Source organism: Pseudomonas sp. KCJK9016 (assembly GCF_046231795.1).
Classification (GTDB): domain Bacteria; phylum Pseudomonadota; class Gammaproteobacteria; order Pseudomonadales; family Pseudomonadaceae; genus Aquipseudomonas; species Aquipseudomonas bananamidigenes.
This window is the reverse complement of record NZ_JBJJMM010000030.1, coordinates 52,614-65,602: the sequence shown is the minus strand read 5'-3', so window position 1 is coordinate 65,602 and position 12,989 is coordinate 52,614. Positions and strand designations below refer to the sequence as shown.

Genomic DNA, 12,989 nt, shown 5'->3' with positions numbered 1-12,989 from the left:
TAATTGCAATTCCTGAAACTTCAGCTACCGGTACGGATTTTGTTCCACACCCGCGTCCGGATCCGGTCGATATTCAGGGGCATCGCCTCCAGCGCAAACAGCTTGCCCATCATGTCCGGGCTCGGATAAACCTTGGTGTCATTCTTGATGGCCGGATCGATCAACGCGTCGGCCTGCTCATTGCCATTGGCGTAATGCACGTAGTTGCTGATACCGGCCATGACCTCCGGCTGCAGCAGGTAGTTCATGAAGGCGTAGCCGGCCTTGGCGTCCGGGGCGTCGGCGGGCATGGCGACCATGTCAAACCAGATCGCAGCCCCTTCTCTGGGAATCGCATAGCCGATATCGACTCCGTTCTTGGCCTCCTTGGCGCGGTTTTCCGCCTGCAGGATATCGCCGGAGAAGCCGACCGCTACGCAGATGTCGCCGTTGGCCAGATCACTGGTGTACTTCGACGAGTGGAAGTAGCTGACATACGGCCGCACTTTCATCAACAGCGCTTCAGCCTTCTTGTAGTCCTCGGGATTTTTGCTGTGGTGCGGCAGCCCGAGGTAGTTGAGCGCTGCGGGAAGCAGCTCCGGGCCGTTGTCGAGGATCGCCACGCCGCACTTCTGCAGTTTTTGCATGTTTTCGGGCTTGAAGATCAGGTCCCAGGAATCCACCGGCGCGTTATCGCCCAGCACCGCCTTGACCTTGGCGACGTTGTAGCCGATGCCGGTGCTGCCCCACAGGTACGGAAAGCCGTGTTCATTGCCCGGGTCGTTGGTCTGCAAGGCCTTGAGCAACGCCGGATTGAGGTTTTTCCAGTTCGGCAACTGGCTCTTGTCCAGCTTCATCAGCGCCCCGCCCTGAATCTGCCGGGCCATGAAGTGGTTGGACGGAAACACCACGTCGTAACCGGATTTGCCGGTCATCAATTTGCCGTCGAGGGTCTCGTTGCTGTCGTAAACGTCATAGGTCACACCGACGCCGGTGGCTTTTTCGAAATTCTTCGCGGTGTCCGGCGCAATGTAATCGGACCAGTTGTAGACCTTGACCGTGTCTGCGGCGTGGGCAAGGGAAACCGCGAGCATCATGGGTGCAAGAGCGAGGGTCTTTCGGAGCATGGATCGATTCCTGTATTGGCTATTGTTGTTGGCAGGCAATCAAAAGGATCAAGCAATCAGAAAATCAGGACGTAGGTCTTGCGCACGGTCTCCTGGATGTCCCAGATGCCGAGCGTATTGGCCGGCAACATCAGCGCGTCGCCACCTTGTATGTGCAGGGTCTCGCCGCCGTCGTCCGGGGTGAACGTGCAGCGCCCGGAAATGAAGTGGCAGAACTCCTGAGCGGTGATCTGCCGCCGCCAGCGCCCGGGCGTGCATTCCCAGACGCCGGTTTCGACGCCGTCCTCGCGCTCGACGCTGGTGGTCGAGGCGATGGCGACCGGAGTACCGATCGGCACGGCGACCGGATTGGAGTCCTCCAGTTGCAACGCGGGGGTGTTCTTGAATTGGGTGATGCTCATGGCGTTACCTCGTCAGGAGTAAAACAACGTTCAGTGCATGAAACCTTCCATGAACCCTGCCACCCGACTGGCAAGCCTGCGCCGCCAGGGCGCGGTCGCCGGGTTGGCCAGGGTCTGGTCTTCGTGGACAAAGCTTTTGATGATCGCGTTGTAGCCGAGCCAGCGGCACGGCTCCGGCTCCCATGCCCGCAGTGCATGGATCCCGCCGTCCGGCAGCACCCAGGGCTGGCGCACCAGTTCGGTATCGCGCTCGAGAATCAGATCGGCCAGGGTGCGCCCGCCCAGGTTGGACGCGCCGACACCCTCCCCGCCGTAACCGCCGGACAATGCAATTCCATTGGCTCGATCGCAGAGCATGTGCGGCCTGAAATGCCGGGACATGCCGAGGTTGCCACCCCAGGCGTGAGTAATCGTGGTGTTCTTCAGCTGTGGGAACAGTTCGCCGAACAGGTAGCGGCGCAGTTCTACCTCATCCCGGGTCAGGTCGAAGTCATGGCGCAACCGGCCGGCGAACTGATAGCCGCCACGAGCGCCGAAGATCAGCCGATTGTCGGCGCTGCGCTGACCGTAAGTGACCTGGCGGCTGAACTCACTGAAGGCCTGCCCGCGATCAAGACCGATTTCGTTCCAGGTCGCCGCCGACAACGGCTCAGTGGCGACGATCAGGCTCTGTACCGGCAATTGATAACGGCCCAGCGGTGGCAGCGTGACTGAATAACCTTCGATGGCCGGGACAATCCAGCGACTGCGCACGCTGGCCTTTTCGGTGCGCAGGCTGCCCGCCTGCCATTGGGTTACGGGACTGTTTTCGTAGATCTTCACGCCCATGCCCTGGACGATGCGGGCCAGACCGCGCACCAGTTTTGCCGGCTGTATGGTTGCGACATGCGGTGCGTAGATTGCGCCATAAGGCTTGGCAACACGGATCTGTTGCGCCAGTTGCTCGCGACTGAGCCAGCGATAGTCGTCGTCGGTCAGACCCTGGGCATGCAGCTTTTTCAGGTAGCCACGCAAACTGGCTTCCTGTTCGGGATAGCGGGCCGCACAGTACAACACCCCGCCTTTGCGATAATCGCAGTCGATACCTTCGCGTTCGAGGACGATCTCCACCTCATCGGGAATGCTGTGCAGCAAATCGTACGAGGCCCGACGCTGCTCGGGCGACAGTCCCGCCAGCAAGCGATCTTCGCCCAGCAGATTGCCCATCAGCCAGCCACCGTTGCGACCGGATGCTCCGAATCCTGCGGTTTGCGCCTCGACGATGGCGATGTCCAGCCCCGGTGCCAGCTTCTTCAGGTAGTACGCCGTCCACAAGCCGGTATAACCGGCGCCGATGATTGCCACATCAACGTCAAGGTCATGCTCCAGCGCGGGACGCGCGGCAAGCGGCTCGTCGAGTTGGTCCATCCACAAACTGATAGTGCGCCACGCCGGCATGCAAGACTCCGCCAATCCAGATTTCGATGGCGTCGATCCTAGTGGTTGATCTCAGGGGATGTCTTGCGCGCGTGCCCGCAAAGAAATTTGTTTGACGTAGGCTTTGGGCGATTGGCCGGTGTGCTGACGGAAACAACTGTAGAACGCCGAAAGTGAGTTGAATCCGGCGGCGAACGCCAGTTCATCGATGCGCAGCGGCGGCATGGCGCCGTCCAGCGATTGCAGCAAATGTTGCAGCCGGGCCTGGTTGACGTAGCGGTAGAAGCTCTGCCCCAACACCTGATTCAGCAGATAGGAAATCTGGTTGCGGCTGTACCCGCACTCCTTCGCCACCCGCTGAAGGTCCAGTTCAGGATCGAGGTACGGCTGCTGACGCTGAAAATACTGCTGCAGATCCTCGGCCATGAAGCTCAGCTGACGTGGTGACAGCCCCAGGCGGCTTGCCGCCGGGCGCTGGTTTGTCATCGGGGCACCGGCACTGTGTTCGCGTACCAGCGAGGCGTATTCGTTGACGCGCCAGATTTTGGCGTCCCTGACCGTGATCGCTTCGCTGGAACGAAACGACACCAGGCCATTACCGCCGCGCAGCGTCACTTCGTACTGGATGAACGCAGTGTTGCCATCAATACGAATGCGGTCGCAATGCTCTAGCGCTTCGTCGGATTCCCGAGGCATGCTGACACGAACGTACTCGCGCAATTCATCGAGGCCGAGCACGCGATTCTGGAAAAAATCGTTGTACTGGATGTCCGGGTGATACAGCGCCATGACGCCGTCCAGATCCCGGTGCTTCCAGCACAGGTGATAGCGCATGACGGTGTCAGCCGTGGCCCGGGTCTGTTCCGGACCGTCATCGTCGGCGTGCATAAAAGGCTCTTGAAGAAAAGAACCGAGCTTGCCCAACTTCCCGAACGACATCAACACGCCAGGAATGATGGCACTTTGGCGAAAGTTTGATCGGCTGTGACTTACATCAAAAAAATCCCTGCAATCGCCAATCGGCCTGAAAAATCTCACAGGCTTTTCACATCCAGATGCTACTTTTAAGGACAGTCTCCGGTTGAGCCAATGAGGGTTCTTCCCACCTACCATGAGCAAACGGAAGTGCTCGATGAAGAAGGCGGGCAACACATGAACAATGGATCCAGTAAAGTCACGTTCCCCAATGCCTGCCAGCTGATGCGCTGGCATTTTCACCCCATGGGTTTCGAAGCCACGATGGATGCGCCGGGCAGCATGATCGCCCGTCTGTTCGATCGGGCCAGCGGAGAGACCCTGATCGCCATCGCCGGCATACCCTGTGCCACGGTGATGAACGCGGCCGACGTCGAGCGAATAATCGAAGCGGTCGAGGATGAGCTGGAGGCTTTCATTCCTCCGGAATCCTTGAAGAGTTACGCCTAACCAATTGATTTAAAACAAGAAAAAGCCCGCGATTTCGCGGGCTTTTTTGCCTGCTCGATTCAGGCGGTTTTCGGTTCCGATCGGTGATCGAAGAAGAACGGCTTGCCCTTGGCGACCCGGTCGGAGGCACGCGGCATGTTCACCGCCTGGGCATCCTGCGGCTCGACATACCAATAGCAATGACTAACCGCACGGGTGATACCGACATAGGCCAGACGCAGGATTTCATCCTTTTGCGCGCTGTCGTAAGGCTCGTTGTCACCCGCCTTGCCCAAACCGGCCATGCGGTAGACCTGATTCTTGTAGGGCGAACTGGTGAGGTGCTGGCAGTCACCCAGCAGGAACACCGCGTCGGCCTGCAAGCCTTTGGCGCTGTGATAGGTCAATTGTTTCAGGCGCCGGGACTCGTACGGCAATCTCGAATCAACATTAACTACAGACTGAATATGCTGCTCTATCAAAGACTTATCGCTACTTTTTCGATAAAGCATCAAGATTGAATCACCCTTTGCATAGTGCTCTGACAGGCGCAGGCCGAGGGCCTGGTCGTCGCGTTCCAGCACATTGACCGGTTGCAACGGCTTGTCCTCTCCGGCGGCTTTGGCTTTTTTGCCGGGAATCGCCGGCGCTGCACGAACAATGTGTTCGGCCGCATCAATGATGTGCTGATGACTGCGATAGTTGTCGCTGAGCATCACTCGCGTCGTACCCGGCGAGGAAAACGTCTTGTTGAACTCCATGAAGTAGCTTGGCGAACTGCCACGCCATCCATAGATCGACTGCCAGTCATCCCCCACGCACAGCAAGGAAGAACGTTGCGCCCCGCGTCCGACGTGCATGGCCGGGCCACGGCTGCGAATTTCTGCGAGGCTGGCCCGGATCCACGAAACGATCTGCGGTGAAACGTCCTGAAACTCATCGATCATCAGGTGCGACAAGGGACGCAACAGCTCATCGCTCAGCAGCTTGAGGTTTTCCGGCGAATGCTCGCTGAACAGCGCGAACATCCGGTTGTAGGTCATGACCGGTGGTTTTTGATCGAGCAGATGGTCTTCCAGCGCACGCCAGAACAGACTCAAGGCCTCAAAGAAAAACCGGTCGGGATCATCCTTGGCGAAACTCATGCGGCCAACGGCGTCCGGCACGTCCAGGCCCAGGTTCTCGATAAAACCTGCAGCGGCGACGAAACAGTCAAGCAAAGGTGCAGACGCAAGCTCGCCCTTGACCTTGTAATCGAACCCCGGCCCCGCACTCGCATCGCCAGCCAGAGATGCCAGAACCCGCCGAGAATTCTCGTAACTATCCAGCCAAATCAAAGATTTACGACAGAAAGCTTGAAACAGGGTGCGCTTGACCGCCCATTCCGCCCGAACCGTCAGTTTGGCATTGGGACGACAAACCTGAGGGTTTTCCCGAGGATCGAAACCCAGGATGACCCAGGCATCGAGACTCGGGATATAGCCGTGACAGCGGAATGTGGCGCCGTTGATCTCAACGGCCTGACGATTCGGCTCGACCCCCTGGATCGGCCAGGCCCCCGCGCGAAACCACAAGTCTTCGATCACATCGCACAGCTCTTCGTCGCGCTTGGCAGCCAGTTCGGTCACCGCCATCCGCTTCTGTACATCGGGGTGGTCGCGTTCCAGCTCCTTGAGTTGCAGGGCATGCCGGGACAAAGGCTGAATCAGCTGGCGAAAACGCTCGTTGTCGGTGTAGAGACGGTGATAACAGGCATTGAGCTGCTGGCGCTGAGCGTCGTTGATCCGCAGATCGAACGGATTACTGTCGACATCATCCTCGGCACCTTGCGGCCGATGGCTCAGATTCTCAAAGGCCTGCAAGCGTTCGAACCCCGGCAGACTGCGCACCATCGGCAGAATTCGCGAGTGGAAGGTGCGCACCAGATCCCGGGCGGTTTTCTGGCTGATGACCTGCCCCCACAGCGCAAACAGTTCGATCAGCTTATTGATGAAGTCCTTGCGTGATTCCCGGGTGAAGGTCACCACGGTCATCGAGTCCAGCTCAAAGCCCAGATAGTGCGTCAGCAGCAGAATGCGCAACACCAGCGTGGTGGATTTGCCTGCTCCGGCGCCAGCGACGACCGAGGTTGAAGGCGTGTCGCTGAAAATCATTTTCCATTGCGCTGCACTCGGCTGGGCGTGCGCCGGCAATAAACGTGCGACGTCCGCTTTCATGCGCTTCTTCAGTTCAGCGGTGAGCGGCAGGCGCCAGTCATCGAACAAGTGGTCGTCAATCGCCGGCGCGGGATGCTCGGTGCTGCGGCTGTCGCGGATCAACAACACCTGACGCCCCTCTTCCAGCCCATCAGCCTTGCCTTCCTTGTAACCGTATTCGACACCGGCCGTGTGACCGCTGCGAAAGCCATCGGCCTGGCCATGCAGCCACGACACCCGGTGCTGTGCACGCAACTGCGTCAGGCCATGACCCAGGAAACGCGCCGCCAGTCGCTTGAGCCATGACATCTCGGCCAGGGGACGAAGTTCGGGAGGAAGATCGGGGGTGTGTTGCGCCACGCTGACGGACTCCAGAGTGTGAGGCTGTTGGTGGGCTATGGTGTCTGCATTTGCCTTGGAGTTCTAGCGAAATGCTTACAGGTCATTGGCTTAGGCGATGAACTGAAGGCTGGATGAGAGCGATTCGAGGTTTTAAACATCTACCAATTCGATTGGAATACCGCATTTTTTACGCTTTTTATCGATCATTACCTGATAGATGATGACTGCCATCAATCACGGGGGTCGCTTCAAGGCCAAGGCCGAAACGCCCCATGACGAACCTGATGAGGAGAAGACCATGCTTGAACTCAGACCCTTCAGCTCGCTGGGCGGCGCCCATCACGGCTGGCTGGATGCCCATCACCATTTTTCGTTCGCCGAGTACTACGATCCACAGCGCATGAGCTGGGGCAACCTCCGGGTGTGGAACGATGACATCATCGCCCCCGGAACCGGATTCCCGACTCACCCGCACCGGGACATGGAAATCATTACTTACGTGCGTGAAGGTGCGATCACCCACCAGGACAATCTGGGCAACAAGGGCCGCACTGAAGCAGGCGACGTACAAGTGATGAGCGCCGGCACCGGGATCGCCCACAGCGAATACAATCTGGAAGCCACCCCTACCAAAATCTTCCAGATCTGGATTCTGCCCACCGAAACCGGCGCGCCGCCCTCCTGGGGTGCCAAACCCTTCCCCAAAGGGGATCGCGAAGGCTTTGTAACGCTCGCCAGCGGCAAGGACGGAGACGATGAAAGTCTGCGAATTCGCGCCAACGCCCGTCTGGTGGCCGCCACGATCAAGGCCGGTGAAACCGCCGAGTATCGACTCGATGCCGGGCGTCGCGCCTACCTTGTACCGGCAACCGGCGCAATTGAAGTCAACGGCTTGCGTGCGCAAGCCCGAGACGGAGTTGCGGTGAGCCACGAATCGGTATTGAGCGTGACAGCGCTCGAGGACAGCGAAATCGTGCTGGTGGATCTGGCCTGATCGGCTGAATGACGGGTAAAAAAAGGGCGACCGCTTGGGTCGCCCTTTTCTATTGAGCACCGATCACTGGGTGGAAATTGCACCATCGACCAGCGTTTGCGCTTCGGCCACCAGTTGCTTGAGGTGGTCATCGCCAATGAAGCTTTCGGCGTAGATCTTGTAGATGTCCTCGGTGCCCGAAGGACGTGCGGCGAACCAGCCATTTTCGGTCATGACCTTCAGACCGCCGATGGCCTGATCATTGCCCGGGGCCTTGCTGAGAATGCTCTGGATCTTCTCGCCCGCCAGTTCGGTCGAGGTCACTTGCTCCGGCGACAACTTGCTCAGCAGGGCTTTCTGCTCAGGGTTGGCCTTGGCATCGACACGCACCGAGAACGGTTCGCCCAGCTCTTCGGTCAGCGCACGGTAGGCCTGGCTTGGGTCCCGTCCGGTACGGGCGGTCATTTCAGCAGCCAGCAGCGCCGGGATCAAACCGTCCTTGTCGGTGCTCCAGACACCACCGTCCTTGCGCAGGAACGATGCCCCGGCGCTTTCTTCGCCACCAAAGCCCAGCGAGCCGTCGAACAGTCCGTCGGCGAACCACTTGAAGCCAACCGGCACTTCGTACAGGCGACGGCCCAGACGTTTGGCTACGCGATCGATCAGGCCGCTGCTGACCACGGTTTTACCCACGGCCGCATCGGCGCGCCACTGCGGACGATTCTGGAATAGATAGTCGATCGATACCGCCAGATAGTTGTTCGGCGCCAACAGACCGCCGGACGGGGTGACGATGCCGTGACGGTCGTGGTCCGGATCGCAAGCGAACGCCACGTCGAAACGTTCCTTGAGGCCGATCAGGCCTTGCATGGCGTGGCTGGAGGATGGGTCCATCCGAATCTGGCCATCCCAGTCGACGGTCATGAAGCGGAATGTCGAATCGACCTCCTTGTTCACCACCTCGAGGTTCAGACGATAGTGCTCGGCGATGGCCGACCAGTAACGCACCCCTGCTCCGCCCAGCGGATCGACCCCCAGACGCAGCCCGGCACCACGGATTGCATCGAAATCGATAACGTTGATCAGATCGGCGACATAGGTGTTCACGTAATCGTGACGATGGGTGGTCGGCGCCTTGAGCGCCTGCTCGTAACCGATGCGTTTCACACCTGCCAGCTTGTTGGCCAGCAGCTCGTTGGCCTTGGCTTCGATCCACTTGGTGATGTGGGTGTCGGCCGGACCGCCATTGGTAGGGTTGTATTTGAAACCGCCGCTTTGTGGCGGGTTGTGCGAAGGCGTGATGACGATACCGTCTGCGAGGCCGGTGGTGCGACCACGGTTGTAGCAAAGAATGGCGTGGGACACGGCCGGCGTCGGCGTGTATTCGTTGCCTTCGGCGATCATCACGGTCACGCCGTTGGCTGCCAGCACTTCAAGCGCGCTCGCGCCCGCCGGAGTCGAGAGCGCATGAGTATCAATGCCGACGAACAACGGGCCGGTAATGCCTTGGGCTTCGCGGTACAGGCAGATCGCCTGACTGATCGCCAGGACGTGCCACTCGTTGAAACTCAGATCGAAGGAGCTGCCACGATGCCCGGAGGTGCCAAATGCCACGCGTTGGGTGGAAATCGAAGCATCAGGCTGCCCGGTGTAATACGCCGTTACCAGTCGCGGGATGTCGACCAACAGTTCTGCCGGTGCCGGTTTGCCCGCAAAAGGACTGAGTGTCATGCAAAACCTCTGAAATAGAGTGGTTCAGGAAATTACAGCGGAGTTTACTGGCAGTTTGACCGTAGTGCGATGGGATCTATCCGGTACATCCCCGATGTTTTTTAACAGCTCAGTCCCCGGGGGCCAGTCGCAATGCATCGCCGAGCAAATCCACGACTCCTGCCAGTTCGGGGCCGCTGCTGCCGATGGCACTCAAACGCATATGCTGTGCGTGCATGCCCTGGGTACTGAACAATTCTCCCGGTGCGATCAGGACATGCTGCTTCAGCAGGCGCTGGAACACCGCACCCATCGCTACCCGACGGGACGATCTTGCCCAGATCGTTGCGCCACCCTGTGGCTCGTCGAAATGCAATGCATCACCCAGCCCTTCTCGCAGCAGCTCGATCAACTGCGTACGACGCTCCTTGAGCAGACGCTTGAGCACGGGAAGGTGCTGATCGACCCGACCACTTGCATACAGGCGGGCAATGGCTCTTTGACGAATCGGCGAAAGGCGAAACGAGCGCAACAGAAAATGCCGCTGCAGGTGGTCACGCCACTGGCGAGCGAGCACGAAACCGTAAGGCGCCTCCACACCGATCACCTTCTCGAACGTGGAGAACACCAGTAGCCGATCGGGATCCAGCAGCTCTCGTAGCGGTCGCCGTACACTGTCATCCGTCAAATCGCTGTAGCTGTCGTTTTCCAGCACCCAGATGCCCTGGCGCCTGAGCAGACCGGCAATCACCTCCAGGTTCTCCTGGGGAGCCAGGCTGCCATTGGGCATGTTCAATTGTGACGACAGCAGGACCAGCCGCACCGGCTCGGTTTCGAGCATCCACGCCAGTTGCTCGGGATCGATCACCCCGCCGGGTTGCAGAGGCAGCTCGATGATCCGCACATCCGCAGACTGAAGCAGACGCAATATCACCCAATCGCAGGGCGACTCCACCACGACGGTAGCGTGGCGCAGTTCGAGTACGGCAATCAGGATTTCCAGGACACTTCGCGTATCGGCGCCAATGTAGACATCTTCGGCGTGCCAGCAATGGGTGGGCGAAGAGGTATAACGTGCGGCGAGCAGTGTGCGCAGCTCCAGCTCGCCACACGGCTGAGCCAGCACCTGAGGCTGCCGGGGATACTGGCGCATCAGTTCCCTTTCGAGCATCAGCAACGGACCGTCCAGCGGTTGCACCGCTGCCGGGTCATCGGCGCTCAAAACGCGCATCCCCGAATACCTGGCGTTGACATAGACGGTTTCCAGCAGATCACTTCCCTGATCGGGTGGTTTGATCGCGGTCGCTGCCCGTGCGAAATAGCCAGACTTGGCCACGGAATAGACCCGACCTTCCTTTTCCAGCAGAGCATAGGCGTACTGAATGGTTGAAATCGACACACCCAGACGCTCGGCCAGTTGCCTCAGGGAAGGCAACCGGAAGTCACCTGCGCCACCAGGCTCTTCGATCAACTGGGTGAGGTATCGATAGACAGCCTGATAGGCGAAGTCGGATTCACGTGCAGCATTCATGAGCGGGCGTACGCCGACATGTTTTCGTCCTCGGACGACAGGTTCACACTCAACCTTCCGCGGAGCGGTCGCCCACGGCAACCATGTCGTTGAGCTCAGGTGCCTGCGCGACCGGCTTATCACCAGAGATGGAGTCCATGGCATATAGCCGGCTGATCAGATGTACCGGCAACCCACTGACTTCGGTCATCCATTGCAGCACCTGGTCCGGGGCATGCAGCCCCTGCAAGGCGCGATGCAGATCCGGCATGGCGATCAACATGCCCGGATGGCAGGTCCGCAGAAAACGCTCAAGGCCGGCACCGCCTTCGATGAAGGGCGTGAACAACAGACAGACCAGTTGTGACTCACTGAGCCCGAAGCTCTTTTGCAGCGAGGCCAGCGCCAGCGACCTGTGCTCCGTCAGATCGGACAGGTCGCCGAACGACGCCAGAAATCGTTCGCAAACCGACTCTGAAACGTTCTTGCGGCGCATCGCAGCCAGGCGACGCTGCAAGTAATCCGAAACACCGGCCTCGTATGAGCGCCCATCGACATGACAGGCGTACAGTCCATTGAGGCAGGCTTCGACTACAGGGTCTTTCGACTCGCTGTCACCCGTCTCGATCTGCAGATCATCGGCCTGAAAACCGAGAAAATCGCTGAGCAATGGCCATCGCTCCTCCATCTTGCCCGCCACGATATCGTCGATGCCGATATAACAAGTACGTCGACAGGCTTCGAACTGACCCAACGGACGCCAGGGTTGCAGATCGCCCTCCGGGTGGAGTTCCCGATAGTAATCGCCGCCCATGCCATCGAGCAGACCGAACAACTCGTCGAAGCCGTTGGCCCGTTTCGGCAATGCGCCCAGGCCCGCCTTGCGGGCTGCACGATCCAGACCGTGCAGAAAGGCCTCCTGGCTGCGAGCAGAGTCGCTGCAGACCAGCGCGTCGACGCCATTGTTCCAGCGAGCGACCTGGCCCAGAAACTCTGCTGTGGCCAGGTAAGTGTCGTCCCATAGCGCCAGATCTTCACCCTGCCCCCGGCGATGGCCGAGCATCAACAAATTGATGCAGTTTGCCTCACGGCCTTCTTCCGAGTCCGGCGCCTGGTGATTGAAGGGCAGAACTTCTCGATGGTCGACCATGAGCAGTTCGACCCTGGGGTCGTCATGAAGAAACAGCGCACTGAAGCTGCGATGCATATTGTGCAACGCCGCCGGCGGCAGGGTCCCGCTTCGCAGCGTCGCAACACGCAACTGAAAGGTTCCCGGAGCACGACCGGCAATGCTCAGTTGTGCCGCACGCAAAAGAGCCAGGTTGTAACAGCACTCCCGAGTGCCGGACTGGGTCACCATCACCTTGAACTCACCGAGACGATCCATGCCTCCGGCAGCTACCGCCAATCGCTGAATCAGTAGCTGCAATGCCGTGCGTTCCGCACGGGAAAAGAAACTCAGCAATCGTTGCAATACTTGTTGGTAAACATAATTCATTGCCTGATCATGGATCGTGCTCATCAGTACTTCACCCGATATCAAAGGTTATACATTGCGCCACCAAAAACATCAGGTGGGCAATCATTCTTCATTAATTAATAGACGCTGAAATGCTAACACTTAAGGTTTTGTAGTTATTTGAAACAGTTGTGCTCAAAACATTACAAGGCTTCGACAGGAGCGGCGCAAAGGCCAGCATTTACTGGACTTCGCCGCTCGTTAAGTTTTCTGAGGAAAATTCATACAGTGACCTGCGCACCATTAGCACAAGAAAAAAAGAAGGTATTACATAACCGCCCTACAGCAATTAAACAGAATCCGGAATATCGCTCAACAACAGCCGTCCGGTATTGCACAAGGCAAATAGAATGCACCGACATCGCTCATTCCTTGAGATGAAAACAATCACTCAATTATCAGGGTCTGAAGGG

10 protein-coding genes are annotated in these 12,989 nt (G+C 58.7%); 2 read left to right on the top strand and 8 right to left on the bottom strand.

Going from position 1 to position 12,989, the window contains the following annotated elements; genetic code table 11:
* Nucleotides 1–20 precede the first annotated feature (20 nt).
* From ACK6BI_RS23960 to ACK6BI_RS23945, 4 genes are read right to left on the bottom strand one after another with little or no spacing between them, the layout of a single operon-like run.
* Complete coding sequence (locus tag ACK6BI_RS23960) at nt 21–1,106, bottom strand: polyamine ABC transporter substrate-binding protein (RefSeq protein WP_409319011.1); 1,086 nt, start codon at nt 1,104–1,106, stop codon at nt 21–23.
* Between the two features lie 56 nt (nt 1,107–1,162).
* Complete coding sequence (locus ACK6BI_RS23955) at nt 1,163–1,507, bottom strand: cupin domain-containing protein (RefSeq protein WP_409319010.1); 345 nt, start codon at nt 1,505–1,507, stop codon at nt 1,163–1,165.
* 30 nt (nt 1,508–1,537) lie between these two features.
* Entirely contained in the window at nt 1,538–2,944 is a 1,407-nt protein-coding gene (locus ACK6BI_RS23950; RefSeq protein WP_409319009.1) for an NAD(P)/FAD-dependent oxidoreductase, read from the bottom strand.
* A gap of 51 nt (nt 2,945–2,995) precedes the next feature.
* The gene (locus tag ACK6BI_RS23945) at nt 2,996–3,811 is read right to left on the bottom strand and encodes a helix-turn-helix domain-containing protein (protein WP_409319008.1); all 816 of its coding nucleotides are present in this window, start codon (nt 3,809–3,811) and stop codon (nt 2,996–2,998) included.
* A gap of 264 nt (nt 3,812–4,075) precedes the next feature.
* Here ACK6BI_RS23945 and ACK6BI_RS23940 point away from each other — a divergent pair, with 264 nt between their 5' ends.
* The gene (locus tag ACK6BI_RS23940) at nt 4,076–4,348 is read left to right on the top strand and encodes a DUF1652 domain-containing protein (protein WP_409319007.1); all 273 of its coding nucleotides are present in this window, start codon (nt 4,076–4,078) and stop codon (nt 4,346–4,348) included.
* 59 nt (nt 4,349–4,407) lie between these two features.
* On the opposite strand, the gene ACK6BI_RS23935 is transcribed toward ACK6BI_RS23940, so the two are convergent.
* On the bottom strand, nt 4,408–6,882 hold the full coding sequence (locus ACK6BI_RS23935) for a UvrD-helicase domain-containing protein (protein WP_409319006.1): 2,475 nt from the start codon (nt 6,880–6,882) through the stop codon (nt 4,408–4,410).
* 280 nt (nt 6,883–7,162) lie between these two features.
* Between ACK6BI_RS23935 and ACK6BI_RS23930 the strand changes: the two genes are divergently transcribed.
* A complete protein-coding gene (locus tag ACK6BI_RS23930) occupies nt 7,163–7,858 on the top strand; it encodes a pirin family protein (protein ID WP_409319005.1) in 696 nt (231 codons plus the stop codon).
* A 63-nt stretch (nt 7,859–7,921) separates the two neighbouring features.
* On the opposite strand, the gene pgm is transcribed toward ACK6BI_RS23930, so the two are convergent.
* From pgm to ACK6BI_RS23915, 3 genes are all read right to left on the bottom strand, one after another.
* Nucleotides 7,922–9,568 carry a phosphoglucomutase (alpha-D-glucose-1,6-bisphosphate-dependent) gene (pgm, locus tag ACK6BI_RS23925; RefSeq protein ID WP_409319004.1) on the bottom strand — a complete coding sequence of 549 codons (1,647 nt, stop codon included), beginning with the start codon at nt 9,566–9,568 and terminating at the stop codon, nt 7,922–7,924.
* A 109-nt stretch (nt 9,569–9,677) separates the two neighbouring features.
* On the bottom strand, nt 9,678–11,078 hold the full coding sequence (locus ACK6BI_RS23920) for a PLP-dependent aminotransferase family protein (protein ID WP_409319003.1): 1,401 nt from the start codon (nt 11,076–11,078) through the stop codon (nt 9,678–9,680).
* 49 nt (nt 11,079–11,127) lie between these two features.
* Entirely contained in the window at nt 11,128–12,579 is a 1,452-nt protein-coding gene (locus tag ACK6BI_RS23915) for a hypothetical protein (protein ID WP_409319002.1), read from the bottom strand.
* Nucleotides 12,580–12,989 lie beyond the last annotated feature (410 nt).

Excerpts from the sequence above, each read along its gene's own strand:
- ACK6BI_RS23960 (WP_409319011.1), bottom strand. The coding sequence starts at position 1,106 with ATGCTCCGAAAGACCCTCGCTCTTGCACCCATGATGCTCGCGGTTTCC.
- ACK6BI_RS23955 (WP_409319010.1), bottom strand. The coding sequence starts at position 1,507 with ATGAGCATCACCCAATTCAAGAACACCCCCGCGTTGCAACTGGAGGAC.
- ACK6BI_RS23930 (WP_409319005.1), top strand. The coding sequence starts at position 7,163 with ATGCTTGAACTCAGACCCTTCAGCTCGCTGGGCGGCGCCCATCACGGC.
- pgm (WP_409319004.1), bottom strand. The coding sequence starts at position 9,568 with ATGACACTCAGTCCTTTTGCGGGCAAACCGGCACCGGCAGAACTGTTG.
- ACK6BI_RS23945 (WP_409319008.1), bottom strand. The coding sequence starts at position 3,811 with ATGCACGCCGACGATGACGGTCCGGAACAGACCCGGGCCACGGCTGAC.
- ACK6BI_RS23920 (WP_409319003.1), bottom strand. The coding sequence starts at position 11,078 with ATGAATGCTGCACGTGAATCCGACTTCGCCTATCAGGCTGTCTATCGA.
- ACK6BI_RS23915 (WP_409319002.1), bottom strand. The coding sequence starts at position 12,579 with ATGAGCACGATCCATGATCAGGCAATGAATTATGTTTACCAACAAGTA.
- ACK6BI_RS23940 (WP_409319007.1), top strand. The coding sequence starts at position 4,076 with ATGAACAATGGATCCAGTAAAGTCACGTTCCCCAATGCCTGCCAGCTG.
- ACK6BI_RS23950 (WP_409319009.1), bottom strand. The coding sequence starts at position 2,944 with ATGCCGGCGTGGCGCACTATCAGTTTGTGGATGGACCAACTCGACGAG.